This window comes from Citrobacter telavivensis (assembly GCA_009363175.1).
Lineage (GTDB): Bacteria > Pseudomonadota > Gammaproteobacteria > Enterobacterales > Enterobacteriaceae > Citrobacter_A > Citrobacter_A telavivensis.
Genome location: CP045205.1, coordinates 3076502 through 3094803, shown reverse-complemented (window position 1 = coordinate 3094803; position 18302 = coordinate 3076502). Strand labels below are relative to the sequence as shown.

General features: G+C 55.7%; 18 protein-coding genes. 6 read left to right on the top strand and 12 right to left on the bottom strand.

What is annotated here, in order from left to right; genetic code table 11:
• Positions 1–21 precede the first annotated feature (21 nt).
• The 5 genes from GBC03_17100 to GBC03_17080 all read right to left on the bottom strand — a co-directional run bounded on the left by GBC03_17100 (position 22) and on the right by GBC03_17080 (position 5673).
• The gene (locus GBC03_17100) at positions 22–828 is read right to left on the bottom strand and encodes an ABC transporter permease subunit (GenBank protein ID QFS71796.1); all 807 of its coding nucleotides are present in this window, start codon (positions 826–828) and stop codon (positions 22–24) included.
• Positions 818–1762 (bottom strand): ABC transporter permease subunit, encoded by a 945-nt coding sequence (locus tag GBC03_17095; GenBank protein QFS71795.1) that lies wholly within the window; start codon positions 1760–1762, stop codon positions 818–820. Before GBC03_17095 ends, GBC03_17100 begins: the two co-directional genes overlap by 11 nt.
• Complete coding sequence (locus tag GBC03_17090; GenBank protein ID QFS71794.1) at positions 1763–2776, bottom strand: ATP-binding cassette domain-containing protein; 1014 nt, start codon at positions 2774–2776, stop codon at positions 1763–1765.
• Positions 2777–2793: 17 nt separating this feature from the next.
• Positions 2794–3939, bottom strand: coding sequence for an extracellular solute-binding protein (locus GBC03_17085; GenBank protein QFS71793.1), 1146 nt, complete (start codon positions 3937–3939; stop codon positions 2794–2796).
• A 324-nt stretch (positions 3940–4263) separates the two neighbouring features.
• Positions 4264–5673 (bottom strand): aminotransferase class I/II-fold pyridoxal phosphate-dependent enzyme, encoded by a 1410-nt coding sequence (locus tag GBC03_17080; protein QFS71792.1) that lies wholly within the window; start codon positions 5671–5673, stop codon positions 4264–4266.
• A gap of 170 nt (positions 5674–5843) precedes the next feature.
• Here GBC03_17080 and GBC03_17075 point away from each other — a divergent pair, with 170 nt between their 5' ends.
• From GBC03_17075 to GBC03_17065, 3 genes are read left to right on the top strand one after another with little or no spacing between them, the layout of a single operon-like run.
• On the top strand, positions 5844–7247 hold the full coding sequence (locus GBC03_17075; protein ID QFS71791.1) for a cytochrome ubiquinol oxidase subunit I: 1404 nt from the start codon (positions 5844–5846) through the stop codon (positions 7245–7247).
• Complete coding sequence (gene cydB, locus GBC03_17070; protein QFS71790.1) at positions 7247–8257, top strand: cytochrome d ubiquinol oxidase subunit II; 1011 nt, start codon at positions 7247–7249, stop codon at positions 8255–8257. Before GBC03_17075 ends, cydB begins: the two co-directional genes overlap by 1 nt.
• Complete coding sequence (locus tag GBC03_17065; protein QFS71789.1) at positions 8257–8385, top strand: DUF2474 family protein; 129 nt, start codon at positions 8257–8259, stop codon at positions 8383–8385. Before cydB ends, GBC03_17065 begins: the two co-directional genes overlap by 1 nt.
• A gap of 39 nt (positions 8386–8424) precedes the next feature.
• Here GBC03_17065 and GBC03_17060 read toward each other — a convergent pair whose 3' ends face one another.
• A complete protein-coding gene (locus tag GBC03_17060) occupies positions 8425–10389 on the bottom strand; it encodes a collagenase-like protease (protein ID QFS71788.1) in 1965 nt (654 codons plus the stop codon).
• Positions 10390–10466: 77 nt separating this feature from the next.
• Complete coding sequence (locus GBC03_17055; GenBank protein QFS71787.1) at positions 10467–11003, bottom strand: helix-turn-helix domain-containing protein; 537 nt, start codon at positions 11001–11003, stop codon at positions 10467–10469.
• 90 nt (positions 11004–11093) lie between these two features.
• Between GBC03_17055 and benE the strand changes: the two genes are divergently transcribed.
• Positions 11094–12260, top strand: a complete 1167-nt coding sequence (gene benE / locus GBC03_17050) for a benzoate/H(+) symporter BenE family transporter (GenBank protein ID QFS71786.1) — start codon at positions 11094–11096, stop codon at positions 12258–12260.
• On the opposite strand, the gene GBC03_17045 is transcribed toward benE, so the two are convergent.
• Positions 12243–13112: a helix-turn-helix domain-containing protein gene (locus GBC03_17045; protein ID QFS74043.1), complete on the bottom strand. Its 870-nt coding sequence runs from the start codon at positions 13110–13112 to the stop codon at positions 12243–12245. The two genes, benE and GBC03_17045, sit on opposite strands and share 18 nt — an antisense overlap.
• A gap of 172 nt (positions 13113–13284) precedes the next feature.
• On the opposite strand from GBC03_17045, the gene GBC03_17040 reads away from it, so the two are divergent.
• Positions 13285–14178 carry an EamA family transporter gene (locus GBC03_17040; protein ID QFS74042.1) on the top strand — a complete coding sequence of 298 codons (894 nt, stop codon included), beginning with the start codon at positions 13285–13287 and terminating at the stop codon, positions 14176–14178.
• A gap of 33 nt (positions 14179–14211) precedes the next feature.
• Here the strand turns inward: GBC03_17040 and GBC03_17035 are convergent, their stop codons facing one another.
• The 3 genes from GBC03_17035 to tehA all read right to left on the bottom strand — a co-directional run bounded on the left by GBC03_17035 (position 14212) and on the right by tehA (position 16635).
• Positions 14212–14880 carry a DUF3313 family protein gene (locus tag GBC03_17035; GenBank protein QFS71785.1) on the bottom strand — a complete coding sequence of 223 codons (669 nt, stop codon included), beginning with the start codon at positions 14878–14880 and terminating at the stop codon, positions 14212–14214.
• Positions 14881–15037: 157 nt separating this feature from the next.
• Positions 15038–15634, bottom strand: coding sequence for a tellurite resistance methyltransferase TehB (gene tehB / locus GBC03_17030; GenBank protein ID QFS71784.1), 597 nt, complete (start codon positions 15632–15634; stop codon positions 15038–15040).
• A complete protein-coding gene (gene tehA, locus GBC03_17025) occupies positions 15631–16635 on the bottom strand; it encodes a dicarboxylate transporter/tellurite-resistance protein TehA (protein QFS71783.1) in 1005 nt (334 codons plus the stop codon). The genes tehB and tehA overlap by 4 nt, the downstream gene beginning before the upstream one ends.
• A gap of 112 nt (positions 16636–16747) precedes the next feature.
• Between tehA and GBC03_17020 the strand changes: the two genes are divergently transcribed.
• Positions 16748–17728 carry a hypothetical protein gene (locus GBC03_17020; protein QFS71782.1) on the top strand — a complete coding sequence of 327 codons (981 nt, stop codon included), beginning with the start codon at positions 16748–16750 and terminating at the stop codon, positions 17726–17728.
• On the opposite strand, the gene rimL is transcribed toward GBC03_17020, so the two are convergent.
• A complete protein-coding gene (rimL, locus tag GBC03_17015; protein ID QFS71781.1) occupies positions 17720–18265 on the bottom strand; it encodes a 50S ribosomal protein L7/L12-serine acetyltransferase in 546 nt (181 codons plus the stop codon). The genes GBC03_17020 and rimL overlap by 9 nt on opposite strands.
• Positions 18266–18302: the final 37 nt, after the last annotated feature.

Sequence of the window (18302 nt, the reverse complement as noted above, 5' to 3'; positions counted from 1 at the left end):
AGCATTTTCCCATATCGTTGTTTATTTACCGTTTCCGGCGAGGCTGTCGCCTTCACGCGTGAGCCACCAGGCCCCCAGAATCGGAATGGTTGTGACCAGCATGACCAGCAGTGCCACGACGTTCGTCACCGGCACGTCGCGCGGTCGCCCTAACTGATTGAGCAACCACAGCGGCAGCGTCCGTTCGTGACCGGCAGTAAAGGTTGTGACGATGATTTCATCGAAAGACAGCGCGAACGCCAGCATTCCCCCGGCCAGCAGCGCCGATCCCAGATTCGGCAGCACCACGTAGCGGAAGGTCTGCCAGCCGTTGGCGCCGAGATCCATAGAGGCCTCCACCAGGCTCCAGGAGGTACGACGAAAGCGGGCTATCACGTTGTTAAAGACCACCACCACACAGAACGTCGCATGACCGACGACGATGGTGAAAAAACCCGGTTCGAGATTGACCGTCTTAAACGCGGTCAGTAGCGCCAGACCGGTGACGATCCCCGGCAGGGCTATCGGTAACAGCAGCAATAATGAGATAGCGTTTTTACCGAAGAAATCACGCCGCCAGAGCGCCGCGGCGGCAAGCGTACCGAGCACCAGCGCAATCGCCGTCGACAACGCCGCGATTTTTAGTGACAACGTCACGGCATCCAGAATATCGCTGCGCTGCGCAGCAACGCTGAACCAGCGTAGCGTCAGCCCCTGCGGTGGAAAGCTAAAGGCGGCATCTTCGGTATTAAACGCATAGGCTGCGATGATAAGAATCGGGAAGTGCAGGAATACCACCCCGCCCCAGGCCGCCAGTTTGAGGAAAAACGGTGCGCGCTCAGAGTGCATCGAACGCTCCCAGGCGTTTCACGAACGCCAGATAAAGGGCTATCAGCACAATTGGCACCAGCGTAAACGCCGCCGCCATCGGCATGTTGCCAATCGCACCCTGTTGGGAATAGACCATGTTGCCGATGAAATAGCCCGGCGGCCCCACGAGCTGCGGCACGATAAAATCCCCCAGCGTCAGCGAGAAGGTGAAGATAGAACCGGCGGCGATGCCGGGGATCGCCAGCGGCAGAACCACATAGCGGAAGGTCTGGCGTGGACGAGCCCCCAGATCGGCGGACGCCTGTAACAGCGACGGTGGCAACCGTTCCAGCGCGGCCTGAACCGGCAGGATCATAAACGGCAGCCAAATGTAGACGAACACCATAAAGCGCCCTAACCCCGACGTCGAGAGCGTGTTTCCCCCTACGGCCGGCAGCGTCAGCAGGCTGGTCAGCAGAGGTTCTACGCCAAGATGAACCAGGAACCACTGCGCCACACCATCTTTCGCCAGCAGCAACGTCCAGGCGTAGGCCTTGACGATGTAACTCGCCCACATCGGCAACATGACCGCAATATAGAAGAACGCTTTCATCTTGCCAGAGGTATAGCGCGCCATGTACCACGCCATCGGAAACGCCAGAATCGCGCTGGCTATTGTCACCGCAATCGCCATCGTCAGCGTGCGTAAGATGATGTCGTAGTTGGCGGGGTTAAACAGCGCGCGAAGATTGGCGAGCGTCAGATCCGGCGTCACCGACATGGTGAAGTCGTCGAAGGTGTAAAACCCCTGCCACAGCAGCGTCAGCAGCGAGCCGAAGTAGACAATGCCAAACCACATCAGCGGGCCAAGCAGCAGCAAAAACAGCCCCAGACCGGGATGACGCCAGAAAAAGCCGGTGAGTTTACTCAGACCGCCGGGCCGTGAAGGCGTAGAGAGCACATTCATTGCCATTCACCTCTCCTCGACCAGCGGTACCATGACCTCGCGCGGCCATGACACCATCACCTGCTGACCGGGCGCGAGCAGAGTCGCAAACGGCTCTCCCGTCTGATTGGCCTGACTGACCAGCAGCTTTTCGCCGCCAGCAAGCCTGAGTTCAAAACGGGTGGCGGCCCCCTGATACTGCACGGCCTGAATCACCCCCTGCACCTGGATCTCTCCAGGAGTATTGAGCCGGATATGCTCCGGGCGCAGCGAGAAGCTGCCCGTCATCCCGCAGACGTTTGAGGCCATCGCGGGATCAAAGACGTTCGATGTTCCGACGAAACCCGCAACAAACGGCGTGCGCGGACGCATGTAGAGCTCGCGCGGCGAATCCACCTGCTCAATGCGGCCGTTGTTAAACACCGCCACGCGATCGGACATCGACAGCGCTTCGCCCTGATCGTGCGTCACGAAGATGAACGTAATCCCCAGCGACTGCTGGAGCTTTTTCAGTTCCAGTTGCATCTGCTCGCGCAGTTTCAGATCCAGTGCACCAAGCGGTTCATCCAGCAGCAGCACGCGCGGTTCGTTGACCAGCGCCCTGGCGATGGCGACCCGCTGACGCTGACCGCCGGAAAGCTGTGACGGTTTGCGTTCGAAGGTAAACCCCAGCGCCACCTTTTCCAGCGCCTCGCGGGCCTGGGCCTGACGCTGCTTCTTATTGACGCCTTTGACCATCAGGCCATAGGCGACATTGTCGAGAATCGACATGTGTGGAAACAGCGCGTAGTCCTGAAACACGGTATTCACATCCCGCTCCCAGGGCGGTAAATCGCTGGCTGGCTTGCCAAAGATGGCAATCGAACCGCCAGAAAGCTGTTCGAATCCGGCAATCAGGCGCAGGCAGGTGGTTTTGCCGGAGCCGGAGGGCCCCAGCATGGAGAAAAACTCACCGTCTTTAATCGCAATACTGACGCCATCGACCGCCCGCACGTCACCGTACAGACGCGAGACGTTGTCAAACTCCACTGCGTACGTCATAAATCACCCCAGTGACGTTAACGACCGCCCATGATGGCGATGTAATCCTGCGTCCAGCGACTGTACGGCACGAATTTACCGCCTTCAGCGACAGGCGTTTTCCAGAAGGCGATTTTGTCAAAATAGCGGTAGCCGTTGGTTTCACAGCCTTTGTCGCCCAGCAGCGTACTGGCTTTGCAGCCTTCGGTGACGACCGGCAGCGATCCAAACCAGGCCGCCACATCGCCCTGAACTTTTGGCGTCAACGACCAGTTCATCCACTTGTAGGCGCAAACCGGGTGTTTTGTTTCGCTGTGCAGCATGGTGGTATCCGCCCAGCCGGTGACCCCTTCTTTCGGGAACACCGTACCAATGTGCTGCCCTTCACCCTTCAGCGCGTTCGCCTGATACGGCCAGGCGCTGGACGCCACGACGCCCTCATTTTTGAAATCGCTCATTTGTACGGTGGTGTCGTGCCAGTAACGGTGGATCAACGGTTGCTGCGCGCGCAGTACTTTCAGTACCGCCTGATACTGCGCTTCGGTAAGTTGATACGGATCCGAAATCCCCAGTTGCGGCTGGGTGGCTTTCACAAACAGCGCCGCGTCGGCAATGTAAATCGGTCCGTCATAGGCCTGCACGCGGCCTTTGTTGCTTTTTCCATCCGGCAGGTTTTGTTCAACGAACACCACGTTCCAGCTATCCGGCGGCGTCGGGAAAATTTGCGTGTTGTACATCAGCAGGTTCGGTCCCCACTGATACGGCGTGCCGTAGACTTTGCCCGCCACGTTGAACCAGTCGCCTTTGACCACCCGGGGATCGACGGTTTTCCAGTTAGGGATGAGCGCCGTGTTGATTGGCTGCACGCGTTTACCCATGATCAGGCGCAGAGAGGCATCGCCAGAGGCCGTCACCAGATCGTAACCGCCTTTCGCCATCAGGCTGACCATCTCATCCGACGTCGCCGCCGTTTTGACGTTAACCGCACAGCCGGTCTCTTTTTCGAATTGTGTCACCCAGTCGTACTGTTTATCGGTCTGACCACGTTCGATATAGCCCGGCCAGGCGATAATATCCAGGCGGCCTTCAGCCTGACCTAAAGCGGTAGGCGGTTCGGCGGCGTGCGCGGTCATCAGCGTCATACTGAGCGCGCACAGGCTGCTGCGGGCAAATTTCTTGCTCATAAGGTCTTACTCCTGTCGCAAAATATTGAGCGGCAGCCTTGCCGTAAATATATGTCCTTTCCTAAAAATAGTCGGCGCGCCGTCAGCGCACCTCCCGGCATGAGGAAATTTAATCAGGTTGTGACATAACGCGCATTACGCCCCGAACGCCGGCGCTGAGCGGCTATCTTCTGGAGTATAGACAAGGGGTTAGCTGACGAGATGGAAAAACAAAAGCTATTGATATTTCCTATGATGATCGGCGGGAAATAAAGTCGTACGGTTCTTGCTGATATTTTATAAATAAGAACGCGCCATTCTTTTATATTGAATAGCGCGCGTGTTTTATTTCATCTGAGCGCGAATGAGTTGCCCCAGTTGTTTCACCGCGTCTTCTTCGCGCTCTCCCCAATTCCATGCGGTATTGAAGCGGAAAAAGCGCTTCCAGGTGTCTGAGGTCGAGAACATTTTCCCCGGCGCGATGCTGATATGGTGGGCCAGCGCCTGTGTGGTCAGCTCACCCGCGTCCAGCGATTCCGGTAGTTCAAGCCAGAGAAAATAGCCGCTGTTGTTATGATGAATTTTTACTTCCGCCGGAAGATGACGCAGCAGCGTTTGCCAGGCCTGCTGTTTGCGCTCCGCCAGTTGACGGCGCAGGCGGCGAAGATGAGCGTCATACCGGCGCGTAGAGAGATAATCGACCAGTGCCAGCTGCATCGGCGAACTGGTGGAGAGCGTGCTCATCAGTTGTAATCGCTGGATCTGACGGGCATGTTTGCCGGCGGCTACCCAACCGATGCGAAAACCCGGCACCAGACATTTGGAAAACGACGAGCAGTGCAGCACTTTATCGCCCCGATCCCACGCTTTGGCGGGCAGCGGTTTCTCCCGACCAAAGTAGAGTTCGCTGTAGACATCATCTTCAATCAACATCACATTATGGCGATCGAGTATCTCAACCAGACGCGCCTTTTTCTCCGGGCTGAGGGTCACGCCGAGCGGGTTCTGGCTGTTGGTCATGAGCCAGCAGGCTTTGACCGGGTACTCCTGCAGCGCCAGCTCCAGCGCCGCGAGGTCGATCCCCTCCTTCACGTCCGTAGCCACCGACAACGCTTTAAGCCGCAGCCGCTCCAGCGCCTGCAACGCGCCATAGAAACAGGGGTTTTCGACAATCACCCAGTCGCCCGGTTCTGTCACCGCCTGCAGGCTCAGGTTAAGCGCCTCCAGCGCTCCGGCGGTAATGACTATCTCATCGGGCGAGACGGTAATACCCTGTAGGGCATAACGGCGGGCAATGGCGTGACGCAGCTCTGCGTTCCCCGGCGGCAGGTTTTCAATCACGCTCATCGCGGTTGCGGTCCTGCTCACCTGCGCCAGAGAACGGTTCAGTTGCTGTAGGGGGAATAAACGCGGATCGGGAAAGGCCGAGGCAAACGGCATCACCGACGCATCCCGACTGGCCTGTAGCATCTCGAAGATATAGGTGTTGATATCTACCGCTTCGTCGCACATCACCTGGACCGGTTGCACCTCGGGCTGGCTAACCGGACGTGGCGCGACATAATAACCGGACTGGGGACGTGCAATAATCCGTCCCTGACTTTCCAGTAGCTGATAGGCATGTCCGACGGTCATAAAACTCATCCCGCTACTGACCACCTGCTCACGCAGTGACGGCAGACGGTCGCCAGGTTGCCAGACGCCAGAGGCAATCTGCTCGCAGAGTTGTTCAGCCAGACGCTGGTACTTTTTCATCGTTATTATCTCGCGGGTCAAAACATGTGGACCCGCACAGTGTATATCAGTGAGTAAAATACTCAACGCTCTGGTAACTGTTATGGTTTTAAAAGCCCTTACTGTTTCTGATACTGAAATCATCAAAGACTTAAAATTGCGCTGAATCAATTTTTAGTGCGGAGCTCTGCATGTTCGGTCTTGATGCGTTTCATCTTGCAAGGATCCAGTTCGCCTTTACGGTTTCCTTCCACATTATTTTTCCGGCGATCACCATTGGTCTTGCCAGCTACCTTGCGGTGCTGGAAGGGCTTTGGCTGAAAAGCAAAAATCCCGTCTGGCGCTCGCTCTACCAGTTCTGGTCGAAAATTTTCGCCGTTAACTTTGGTATGGGCGTGGTATCCGGTCTGGTGATGGCCTACCAGTTTGGCACCAACTGGAGCGGGTTTTCCGAGTTCGCCGGCAGTATCACCGGGCCATTGCTGACCTACGAGGTGCTCACGGCGTTCTTCCTTGAGGCCGGATTCCTCGGCGTGATGCTGTTTGGCTGGAACAAGGTTGGCCCTGGATTACATTTTTTCTCCACCTGCATGGTGGCACTGGGTACGATTATCTCCACCTTCTGGATCCTTGCCTCCAACAGCTGGATGCAGACGCCACAGGGCTATGAGATAGTCAACGGCCAGGTCGTGCCGGTGGACTGGTTCGCCGTCATTTTCAACCCGTCGTTCCCCTACCGCTTGCTCCACATGTCGGTGGCGGCGTTTCTCAGCAGCGCATTGTTTGTCGGGGCCTCAGCGGCCTGGCATTTGCTGCGCGGAAACACGACTCCTGCTATCCGCGCCATGTTTTCGATGGCGCTGTGGATGACGCTGATTGTCGCACCGCTTCAGGCGCTCATTGGCGACATGCACGGCCTGAATACTCTCAAACATCAGCCCGCCAAAATCGCCGCCATTGAGGGCCACTGGGAAAACCCGCCGGGGGAACCCACCCCGCTGCTGCTCGTCGGCTGGCCGGATATGGAACAAGAACGTACCCGCTATGGGCTGGCGATCCCGGCGCTGGGCAGCCTGATCCTGACCCACAGTCTGGATAAACAGGTCCCGGCGCTGAAAGAGTTTGCGAAAGAGGATCGCCCCAACGCCACGATGGTGTTCTGGTCGTTTCGCATCATGGCGGGTCTGGGGATGTTAATGATCCTGCTCGGTGTTTGTGCCCTGTGGTTACGCTACCGACAGCGTCTTTATACCTCACGACCGTTCCTGCGCTTTGCTTTATGGATGGGGCCGTCAGGGTTGATTGCCATTCTGGCGGGTTGGGTCACAACGGAGGTCGGTCGTCAGCCGTGGGTGGTTTACGGGCTGCAACGTACTGCTGATGCGGTCTCCGCACATGGCGATCTACACATGAGTCTTTCTCTGCTGGCGTTCTTTGTCGTCTACAGCTCAGTCTTTGGCGTGGGTTATAGCTACATGATCCGCCTCATCCGCAAGGGGCCACAGGACACGATTGCTCCGACGCCGCCCACCGGCACGCCAGCCCGGCCGCTGTCTGCCGCCGTCCTCGACTCTCAACATGAGGCACACCGCTAATGGGTATTGATTTATCGGTAATCTGGTTCGTCATCATCGTCTTCGCCACGCTGATGTACATCGTGATGGATGGATTCGACCTGGGTATTGGCATTTTGTTTCCCGTTATCCGCGATGCTGACGATCGCGACGTGATGGTTAACAGCGTCGCCCCGGTCTGGGATGGCAATGAAACCTGGCTGGTCCTCGGGGGTGCCGGGCTGTTCGGCGCGTTTCCGCTGGCCTATGCGGTGATTATTGACGCGCTCACGATCCCGCTAACGCTGATGCTCATCGGATTGATTTTTCGCGGCGTCGCCTTTGAATTTCGCTTCAAAGCCACGCCAGCCCATCGTCCGTTCTGGGATAAAGCGTTTCTCTGCGGTTCGATGCTGGCGACGTTCACCCAGGGCGTGGTGGTGGGTGCGGTGATTAACGGTTTTGCCGTCACCGGTCGCCGTTTCAGCGGCGGCCCGTTTGACTGGTTCACCCCTTTCACCCTGTTCTGTGGCGTTGGTCTGGTCGTCGCTTATGCGTTGCTGGGTGCCACCTGGCTGGTGATGAAAAGCGAGAACCCCTTGCAGGATAAGATGCGTACTGTCGCGAAAAAACTCTTGCTGGCGATGCTGCTGGTCATCGCGCTCATCAGCCTGTGGACGCCACTTGCGCACCCGGCGATCGCTAAACGCTGGTTTACGCTGCCGAATCTGTGGTTCCTGCTGCCGGTTCCGCTGCTGGTTGCGGTGATTGGCTTCTGGTTATGGCGAACGCTTAACCAGCAAGACAGCCACGCGCTGCCCTTTGTGTTGACCCTTGGTCTGGTTTTCCTCGGTTTCAGCGGGTTGGGGATCAGCATCTGGCCGTACATCATTCCGCCTTCCATTACGATCTGGCAGGCTGCTGCGCCCGCGCAGAGTCAGGGCTTTATGCTGGTCGGCGCGTTACTGATCATTCCCATTATTCTGGTTTACACCTTCTGGAGTTACTACGTATTCCGTGGCAAAGTTCAACATGGCGAGGGGTATCACTGATGCAACAATCTGTCTGGAACCGCCTGATGTGGCTGGTGATTTTGTGGGGCGGCAGCGTGCTGGCGCTGGCTGCCGTGGGCATGTTCTTTCGCCTGATCATGACGGCGGCAGGATTTAAATCGCATTAAGATTATGCCGGATGACGCTGCGTTTATCCGGCATAATCGTTAACCTTTACGACGCTTTGGCAGCGTTTTCATCAGCTCTTCCGGGCTGACGGAAGCCACCACGCTGCCGGGCAGCGGCATCTTCAGGATATGATTTTTGATTTTACCGATCACATGCATTTCGCACGGGCGGCAGTCAAATTTCAGCGTTAACACCTCATCGCCGTTAACCAGTTGCATCGGCGTTGCCTTCCAGCTTTTGATATTGCCCTTCGCCTGTTTCGGGCACAGATTAAAGGCAAAACGCAGACAGTGTTTGGTGATCATCACCGGCACATCGCCCTTTTCTTCATGCGCTTCATATGCCGCATCAATCAACTGCACGCCATAGCGATGGTAAAACTCGCGCGCTTTATGGTTATAAACGTTGGCCAAAAAACTCAGGTGCGTTTGCGGGTAAACCGGCGCAGGTTCAGACACCGGTTTGCGAACGCCGCGTTGATAGCCCGCCAGGCGCGCGGCATCCAATAGCTCCACCGCTTCCCGGCGAAACGCATTAAGCTGGCTGTTCGGCACAAACAGCGCCCCCGGCAGGTTCACCGCGATATCGCGGGCGTAATAGAGAGTCTGCCCCAGTTTCGCCAGTCCATCCTTCAGACCGTTCAGCGCTTTTTCCGCGTTGTTGGCCTCATCAAACTGTCCGTCCAGCGTATGGGTGATGCTGACGCCCTCTTCGCTGGTCAGCGTCAGGATCAGCTGTTCCTGCCAGCCGCCCAGTTCAATATCCACGGCAACCCGACGCTCGCTTGAGGTTTTGGTTAACGCCTGCTGCCAGTTATGGTCAAGATTGCGATTCAGCGGATGGGGCGGACGCAGTTTATGCAGTTCGGCGGGCATCTCGTTCGGCCAGACGCGATAGCGATGATGTCCGGTTTTTTCGACGGTATTGGCGCGAAAGCCAACAACATCGCGGTTGATCAGGACGTTAAGACCGTCACCGTTTGCCAGCGGTTCACTGACTTCAACGTCGAGGTGATCTTTCGCCACTTTCAGCACGTCACCCACCGGCAGACCGATAAACTTCGGCGAATCAAAGGCGCCAATATCCCCTTTACGCGCATTCACAAAGTAGTCGGTGCTGCCGCGATGGAATGTTTTATCCGTTGACGGCGTGAAGAAATGTTCCGTACGCCCGGCAGAAGCCCGCGCCAGGTCGTCGCGATCCTCAATAATGGCATCCAGCATCTGACGATAGTGCGCGGTGATGTTTTTTACATAGCTCATGTCTTTGTAACGCCCTTCAATCTTGAAGGAGCGCACGCCAGCGTCGATCAGCGCACCCAGGTTGGCGGTCTGATCGTTATCTTTCATCGACAGCAGGTGTTTCTCATACGACACCACTCGTCCTTGATCGTCTTTCAGGGTGTACGGCAAACGGCACGCCTGCGAGCAGTCGCCACGGTTGGCGCTGCGCCCCGTTTGTGCATGCGAGATATAGCACTGTCCCGAATACGCCACGCACAGCGCGCCGTGGACAAAGAATTCTATTGTAGCGTCGGTCGCCTGATGAATAGCCTGAATCTGTTCAAGACTCAGTTCCCGCGCCAGTACTATCTGCGTAAAACCCACGTCAGAGAGGAATTTGGCTTTCTCCACGCTGCGAATATCGCACTGGGTGCTGGCATGCAGTTCGATGGGCGGGATGTCGAGTTCCAGGATGCCCATGTCCTGTACGATCAGCGCATCAACGCCGGTCTGGTAGAGATCGGTAATGAGCTGCTGCGCGGGGTCCAGTTCATCGTCGTGAAGAATCGTATTCAGCGTGACAAAGATTTTCGCGCCATAGCGATGGGCGAACGGCACCAGTTCGGCGATATCTTTCAGGCTATTGCTGGCATTATGACGCGCCCCAAAGCCAGGACCGCCGATATAGACGGCATCTGCACCATGTAAAATGGCTTCGCGGGCAATGGCGGTATCACGTGCCGGGCTTAACAATTCAAGGCGATGTGGGGACTGGCGCATAGCGTTGTTGTATCCAGTAGCAGCAAAATGGCGGCTATTGTAGTCAGAAGCGCCACGTTGCGAAATAGTTTTCCCGCTTAACTGCGTGGGTAATGGATAAGCGAATGAAAGTGCACGGTCTGTTCGCTGCTGTTGCGATAGGCATGGGCGCGGTCACCCGCAAAACGAATTCCTTCTCCGGCACGGATCACGCGCCATTGCTGGTCAATGCACATCTCCAGTGCGCCCGCTATCACGACCACATGTTCAATCACGCCAGCTTCATGCGGTGTGGATTCGCTGAGCGCGCCGGGTGCCAGCAGAATCGAAAAGTGGTCAAACCGTAGCACCGGATCCCACGGAAATAACGGCGTCACGACCATCGCCTGCTCTTGCGGATCAAACGTCGGCAGCGGTTCAGTTTCCGGCGGTGAAATAAAAGTGGAGAACGGGACGTTCAGTCCGGTGGCAATCTTCCATAACGTCGCCACCGTGGGACTGGATTCGTTGCGCTCAATTTGCCCGAGCATTGCTTTTGAAACACCGGTCGCTTCAGCCAGGCGCGATAAACTCCACTCCCGCTGCTTGCGTAATGTTTTTAAGGTGTTCGCCAGATAGTGCGTCAGGTTGTCCATTGGTATCCTCCCAAAAGGTCAGCTTACCACTTGTACGTTATAACGCCCAGATGCTAGATTAAACGACCGTTATAACGCACAGGAGGGCTTATGCGATCATTCTCCCTGCCATTACCCACACTGCTTTCTGGATTTGTCGCCGTACTGGTTGGCTATGCCAGTTCTGCGGCCATCATCTGGCAGGCCGCCGTGGCAGCGGGCGCCAGCACAACGCAAATTGCCGGCTGGATGACCACCCTTGGCATCGCAATGGGTGTCAGTACGCTGCTCTTGACGCTCTGGTATCGCGCCCCCGTACTGACGGCGTGGTCAACGCCCGGCGCGGCGCTGCTGGTGACCGGACTCCAGGGGCTGACGCTGCCAGAAGCGATTGGTGTGTTTATCATCGCTAACGCGTTAATCGTACTGTGTGGCGTGACGGGATTATTCGCCCGCCTGATGCAGGTGATCCCCCACTCGCTGGCGGCGGCCATGCTGGCCGGGATTTTGCTCCGCTTTGGCCTGGAGGCATTTGCCCGTCTCGGCGACCAGTTTCTGCTTTGTGGCGGTATGCTGCTGGCGTGGTTAGTGATGAAGAGGATTGCGCCGCGCTACGCGGTCATTGCGGCACTGATTGCCGGCGCGGTCATTGCGCTATTCGAAGGTGACATTGTCACCTCTTCATTCGCCATGACCCCGGTGTTACCCACCTTTATTGCCCCTCAGTTTTCTCTGGCCCACGCTCTGGGCATTGCTGTACCGCTCTTTCTGGTGACAATGGCGTCACAGAATGCGCCCGGCGTGGCAACGATGAAAGCCGCCGGATACGATGTCCCCGTTTCACCTTTGATCATTGTCACCGGATTACTGGCACTGCTGTTTTCCCCTTTTGGCGTCTATTCCATCTGCATTGCCGCCATTACTGCGGCGATTTGCCAGAGTCCGGATGCCCATCCGGACGCCGCTAAACGCTGGTTGGCCGCCGCGGCCGCCGGGATGTTCTATCTGTTAGCCGGTATTTTCGGCAGTTCGATTACCGGCATGATGGCGGCCCTGCCGACGAGTGGCATTCAAATGCTGGCGGGACTGGCGCTGCTGGGGACGATTTCGGGTAGCCTGTACCAGGCGCTGAATCATGAAAACGAGCGTGATGCCGCCGTGGTGACGTTTCTGGTCACCGCCAGTGGGCTGACGCTGTGGGGAGTGGGTTCGGCATTTTGGGGACTGATCGCAGGCGGGATCTGCTACACCGTCTTAAGGTTAGCCCGACGCGCGTAACTGCGTCGGCGTCTTGCCCGTCACCTGCTTAAAGCGATTGCTGAAGTGGCTCGGCGAACTGAATCCGCAGGCCAGCGCAATCTCCGTTAACGGACGCTGTGAGTGACAGACCAGCTGCTTTGCCACGGCCATCCGGCGCTGCATCACGTACTGATGCGGTGCCATTTTCATCGACTGGCGGAACATTCTGGCGAAATGAAATTCACTCAGCGCGGCTTCATACGCCAGATCGGCTAGCGTCAACGGTTCCGCCAGGTGGGCGTCGATATAGGCCAGCACATTGCGCAACGTCACCGGCGCCAGTCCGCCCGTTACCGTCGGCAATCGCCACTGCACGTTGCTGTAGTGCTGAATAATATGAGTCATCAGAAGTGACGACGCGGCGCTGAGCGTCAGGTGATTCGCGGGTTGATGCCAGTCGTTACCCAGCAAAAACTGTCGGTAGACCGCCGTAATGCCCGGATCGTTACCAAACGTCCGTTCATCCAGCGTAAAGCGGTATGGACTTTTGTCCCAGACCTTTTCCCCCACGTCACGCAGATGCGCGTCGGTGCAGTAGAGATGCACGAACGAGAGGTTGTCACGGATATCCCAGGTGGATTCACTCTCTTTTGGCAACAGGCAAAAGCGGTCCGGCCCACCGCCATTTTTCCAGCCAGAAGCCGTTTTCTGATAACTTTCGTAGCCATCCGCGACATACAGACTGAGCGTGTGATGATCGCAATACTGCGTGATGGTATCGCGCTTGTTTGACCATGCCGCTAACTGAACGCCCGAACGCAGCTCGACCGACTCCTGCAACACGGCATTGTGCTGACTCAATTTTTCAAAGGCATCGTAAGACCGGGTCATACCACCACATAAACGCTGTTGTTCAGGCATTCAGTCTATCGCAGGTCATTGCGGTTACCACCCGCCGGACAGAAAAAAGCGCAAGATTTTGCAAGTATCCCGCAAATCGATGAAAGCGCGTCCCACCTGAGATCGGCGACAGTCAATTATCGGGTAAGAAGAGAGAATAATGATGAACGCACTATTGTATTGTCTGGTCGTGGTTATCTGGGGTACCACATGGATCGCCATTTATTTGCAGCAGGGCCCCGTTGCCGCACCGGTCTCGATTTTCTGGCGCTTTGCGGTGGCGACGGCATTGATGATGGTCATTATGCTGCTGCGCGGAAAGTTACGCACGCTATCGCTACGTGACCATCTGTTCTGCCTGCTGCAAGGGAGTTGCGTCTTCTGCTTCAACTTCTGGTGTTTTTATACCGCAGCGGCCTGGATCAATACGGGACTGGAGTCAGTTATCTTCTCCATGGCGGTTCTGTTTAACGCGGTGAACAGTTTCTTCTTCTTTGGGCAAAAACCGCCGCTGCGCTTTTATTGCGCCGCCGCGCTGGGACTCACCGGTATCGTCACCCTCTTCTGGCACGATCTGATGAGCAGCGGCTTTAGCGGATCGCTGCTGCTGGGCATTGGTCTTAGCGCACTGGGGACATTTGGTTTTTCACTGGGAAATATGATAAGCCTCCGCCATCAGAAAAAGGGTCTGGAAGTGATGACCACCAACAGTTGGGCCATGCTGTATGGCACGCTGTTGATTGCGACGATTGCACTTGTGCGTGGGGATAATTTCACCCCGCAGTGGACCTTCAGTTATCTCGGCGCCCTGCTGTATCTGGCCGTTTTCGGATCGGTCATCGCTTTTGGTGCCTACTTTACGCTGGTGGGGAGAATTGGCCCGAGCAATGCCGCCTACAGCACGCTGCTATTTCCGCTGGTTGCGCTGTCATTTTCTACGGTTTACGAAGGCTATAGCTGGCAGGTGAATGCGGTGGCCGGGCTGGTTCTGATTCTGGTGGGAAATCTGGTGATGTTTGCCCGCCCACCGGCACTCTTGCGCCGCCGGACGGCATAAAGAAACGCGCCATCAGACGATGGCGCGTGGCAATTATTTCCGGTTTATGTCAAACATGGTGGCATCTGTCGCCATGTCATCAACCACTTTCTTCAACGTTTCAAACGCCATTGGCGTGCTCTGGTTGTTCAGGTCCTTACCTTCGCCCTGACGAACAACTTTAATCACCGGCTTATTGGTTGCCGCATCAATTAGCTCGCCTTCAAAGTAGAGATGGGTGTCCATGGTACGGTGACCGGTTGCCATTTGTGTACCGGCAACCACCAGCGCCACAGGTACCACTTCATAGAATTGCAGCCCTTCTTTACTGGTATCTACCCCCGTGATCGCACCACGGAAGATCAGGCTACGCGGCCCCGGCGTGGTCACCAGCGGTTTACGTTGACCAACGGCAGTTTTCAGTTTCGTGTTGGTGTAGGTCAACAGCTGATCGAGCACCTTCTGGCCGACCTGAGTGGTCGGTTTTGGTACCGGATAATAGGTTATTGGATTCCAGACAATGTTGTCATATTTGGTTTCGCTATAGCCGGGATCGACCCAACGTAACACCGGATGCCCGGTGGCGGATTTTGTTTCCTTAAGACCAGAGTAGTCTTTTAAAAAACCAGAATATTTATCTGGCTGTGTGACTTTTGATGCACAGCCGGATAAGGCCAGTAAACCAGTAAGCACTGCAACTTTAAATAAAGTATGAGTACGCATGAAACGATCCCTTAGAATATGCAGATATGCAATTGAAATAGTAGCAAAGGGAAATCATCTGCGTTGGACTAAAAATGGTAACCACAGCACAATTTATTTCAGAGCGCCCATATTTAGGAAAAATGCTGGGCGCTGAGGAGGTTAGCGGCGCTTTCGCTTAGGCCATTTTACGCGCCAGCAGCGTGGCGAAGCGCAGTTTAATTCGGTTGCCGTTGGCATCAGTACGATGCAGTTCGCCAACATCTTCATTATATTTCAGTAATTCCCAGCCTTCGTAATAACGACGCAGTTCCCCTTCTTTAAAAGCAAACGGGAATCCTACCGTGCACGGAAAATCAGCGGTATCCATGGCGGCAACAATCAGGTTATAACCGCCCGGTTTGGTGCAACGCTGCATATTGTCGATTAAACCCGGAATCGTTTTGGCTTCCAGGAACATCAGTACCACGGTGGAGAGAATAAAATCATATTCGCCTTCAAACGTCAGGGCGTTGAGATCCACCACTTTCGCCTGGAGATTGTCCAGCCCTTCTGCCGCTTTGATACGTTCGACGTTGGCGATACTCATCGGGTTTTTATCCCACGCGGTCACGTCATAACCCCTCGCCGCCAGATACAGACTGTTACGGCCATTGCCACAGCCTAAATCCAGCGTTTTTCCCGGTTTGACGACCTTCACCGCCTCCAGAACGTCAGAGTGAGTACGGGTTAAGTCATATTTTTCAGTGAAGTAATTTTCATCACGAAGGGTCATTTTTTATCCTCAGATTTCAGTAATGCCGCACGTTCTGTGCGAATGAGCAGTTTTCCCTGCATCAGTAGTGCGAACGTGCGTACCAACAATAATGCGATGATAACATTAGTAAAGATGAACAACGGCACCGCCAGCGTGTGAAAAAAGCCAGCGGGACTGGCGTGGCCAAGATGCAGTCCGGTGGTCGCCAGGGCCGACACGCCGAACGAGAAACTCCAGAATGAGGCGTTAAACGGCTGCGACAGATACCAGGGCATCAGGCGCAGCATAAACAGGAGTTGCAGCAGGCCGTAGCCAAATAACATTTTTGCCAGCGTATCGCCCTCACCGCCGTTGACGCTCAGCCAGGCGCTACAGGCCACCAGCGCAGGCGCAAGCTGGATCCCCAGCGAAGTCCGCATAGCGGTGGGCAATTCGCCGGCGCTGCGCAGACGCTGCAAGATAACCGGCTCCAGGCTCAGCCAGGAAAAAACGCCCGCCCCTAAAAAGACCAGTCCGGCATCGGTATAGCCTAATGCGCCGCAGGCCATCGCGCTGATGAAGTTGTTAGCGACCGTGGGTAAATAGAGTCCTGGCGTTGTTGCCTCTTGTGGGTGCGAGCCGCGCCACAGCCCGGCGGTCTGCCATGCTGCGTAAACCAGTTGAATGACGACCCCGACGCTAAACAGGCCAATCGCCAGCGGACGACACCACGGAACAAAACCAATCGCCACCAGCATCGTGGTGGCCGGAAACAGGCTGACAAAACTGCTCATCACCGGATGGCGAATCTCGGCGATCACGCTGTGCGGAAGGCGGATCAGACGCGTGATAAACGCCAGCGTCAGCAGTCCCCATATCACCATCGCCAGCATCACCAGACCGTCGCCGAACCAGTGGCTGACCGACCAGATCTGGCTGGCATAGCGCCAGGCAAAGCCCATTCCAATCGTCCCAAGGACCATGCCGAAGTAACCGGCGGGAAGATTCAGGACGCGATCGCTACTCTTGTTGTTGCTCATTTTGTTTAATTTATAAAGTATATTTTAAATGCATTTTATGGAATTTTATCCGCGTTAGCCAGCGTCGCAGAATTTGCTACGGTTATAGTAAGCGACTAAACGGAATGCCTTCATGCGTAAATACCGACTCAGCGACGAACCGCGCGCGTTCAGTTACCTGGATAATGGCAATAAAAAGAGCGTATTACTACGCCAGATTATCGCACTCGTTGACTTTAATGATGTGAAAACCGGTGACGCTGGCGGCTGGATTGATGATGAAAGCGTGCTGGCCCATACCGGAGATTGTTGGATTTACGACGAAAACACGCTGGCCTTTGCCGGCTGTATAATTTCGGGCAATGCGCGTATCACCCAGCCCTGCCTGCTACGCGACAACGTCAGCCTTGGCGATAACGTCTGGATAGACCATGCGGAGCTCAGCCACGGTGCCAGAATCAGTGACAACGTCACGATTCAGTCATCCACGGTTCGCGGCGACTGCCACCTCTTTGGCGACGCGCGGATTCTGCAACAATCAGAGATTGTCGCGGCGCGCGGACTCACCGTCGAGCGCGATCGGATCCTGCAAGTTTATGACCGCGCCACGGTTATCAATTCACGCATTGTCCACCAGGCGCAAATCTATGGCGACGCCATCGTCAGCTACGCGTTTATTGAGCATCGGGCCGAAGTTTTTGATGACGCGCTGATTGAAGGTAACGACGAAAATAACGTCTGGATTTGCGATTGTGCGAAAGTCTACGGTCGTGCGCAGGTAATAGCCGGCACCGGGGACGATGCGATCCCCACCCTGCGCTACAGTTCGCAGGTGGCGGAACAGGCGCGAGTGGAAGGCAACTGTGTCCTTAAACATCACGTGCTGGTGGGCGGAAACGCCGTGCTGCGCGGCGGTCCCATTTTACTCGACGATCATATTCTGATTGAAGGCGATGCGCGTATTCTCGGTGAGGTACTGATTGAAAATCACATCGACATCCGAGGACGCACCACCGTTGAGGCCGCCACAGACGAGGCCATTCACCTGCGCGGCCCGAAAGTGTTCAACGGTGAACAGCATATCACTCGCACACCGCTGATTGGTTCACTGTAGCGACGAATCGATGATTCGTGCGTACAGATTAACATCGTCATAGTGACCGTTCAGGAACTCCGCCTGCTTCAGGCAGCCTTCAAGCGTAAAGCCATTGCGCTGTGCCACCTGATTGCTTGCCAGATTTTTTACCCGACATTTGATAACAAAGCGGCGAATTTCGCCTCGCCCGGCATAGTGATGAATAAACGCCTGCAACGCGCGCGACAGGATCCCTTTCCCCTGCTGCGCTTCATCTATCCAGTAACCGATATAAGCCGCTTTGTTCAACGGCTCGATCTGATTAAACGACAGCACGCCCAGCATCTCCTCGCCGTCGAAAATCAGGAACATTTTGGCATAGCCCCGCTGGTGGAGCATCATGTTGCCCTGCACGGATTTTCGCGAATCCTCTTCAGCGTTGACGTATTGCGGCCAGTCTAAAAACTGCTGTAGCCAGGCACTGTTTTTACGTACCAGTTGATACAGCCCGGCAACGTGACATTCCTCTACCGCCCGTAGTTGTAGCGTGTCATTGATCTCAATAATTTCACTCACCCGTATTCTTCCTCCCGCGTTCAGACATTCATCAGCA

Bases quoted from the DNA above. Each gene is read 5' to 3' on its own strand.
- GBC03_17065 (QFS71789.1), top strand. From the start codon at position 8,257: ATGCAACAATCTGTCTGGAACCGCCTGATGTGGCTGGTGATTTTGTGG.
- tehB (QFS71784.1), bottom strand. From the start codon at position 15,634: ATGACCCTTCGTGATGAAAATTACTTCACTGAAAAATATGACTTAACC.
- GBC03_17055 (QFS71787.1), bottom strand. From the start codon at position 11,003: ATGGACAACCTGACGCACTATCTGGCGAACACCTTAAAAACATTACGC.
- GBC03_17100 (QFS71796.1), bottom strand. From the start codon at position 828: ATGCACTCTGAGCGCGCACCGTTTTTCCTCAAACTGGCGGCCTGGGGC.
- GBC03_17085 (QFS71793.1), bottom strand. From the start codon at position 3,939: ATGAGCAAGAAATTTGCCCGCAGCAGCCTGTGCGCGCTCAGTATGACG.
- GBC03_17045 (QFS74043.1), bottom strand. From the start codon at position 13,112: ATGACCCGGTCTTACGATGCCTTTGAAAAATTGAGTCAGCACAATGCC.
- GBC03_17090 (QFS71794.1), bottom strand. From the start codon at position 2,776: ATGACGTACGCAGTGGAGTTTGACAACGTCTCGCGTCTGTACGGTGAC.
- GBC03_17060 (QFS71788.1), bottom strand. From the start codon at position 10,389: ATGCGCCAGTCCCCACATCGCCTTGAATTGTTAAGCCCGGCACGTGAT.
- GBC03_17080 (QFS71792.1), bottom strand. From the start codon at position 5,673: ATGAAAAAGTACCAGCGTCTGGCTGAACAACTCTGCGAGCAGATTGCC.
- GBC03_17040 (QFS74042.1), top strand. From the start codon at position 13,285: ATGAACGCACTATTGTATTGTCTGGTCGTGGTTATCTGGGGTACCACA.
- GBC03_17075 (QFS71791.1), top strand. From the start codon at position 5,844: ATGTTCGGTCTTGATGCGTTTCATCTTGCAAGGATCCAGTTCGCCTTT.
- cydB (QFS71790.1), top strand. From the start codon at position 7,247: ATGGGTATTGATTTATCGGTAATCTGGTTCGTCATCATCGTCTTCGCC.
- GBC03_17095 (QFS71795.1), bottom strand. From the start codon at position 1,762: ATGGCAATGAATGTGCTCTCTACGCCTTCACGGCCCGGCGGTCTGAGT.
- GBC03_17020 (QFS71782.1), top strand. From the start codon at position 16,748: ATGCGTAAATACCGACTCAGCGACGAACCGCGCGCGTTCAGTTACCTG.
- tehA (QFS71783.1), bottom strand. From the start codon at position 16,635: ATGAGCAACAACAAGAGTAGCGATCGCGTCCTGAATCTTCCCGCCGGT.
- benE (QFS71786.1), top strand. From the start codon at position 11,094: ATGCGATCATTCTCCCTGCCATTACCCACACTGCTTTCTGGATTTGTC.
- GBC03_17035 (QFS71785.1), bottom strand. From the start codon at position 14,880: ATGCGTACTCATACTTTATTTAAAGTTGCAGTGCTTACTGGTTTACTG.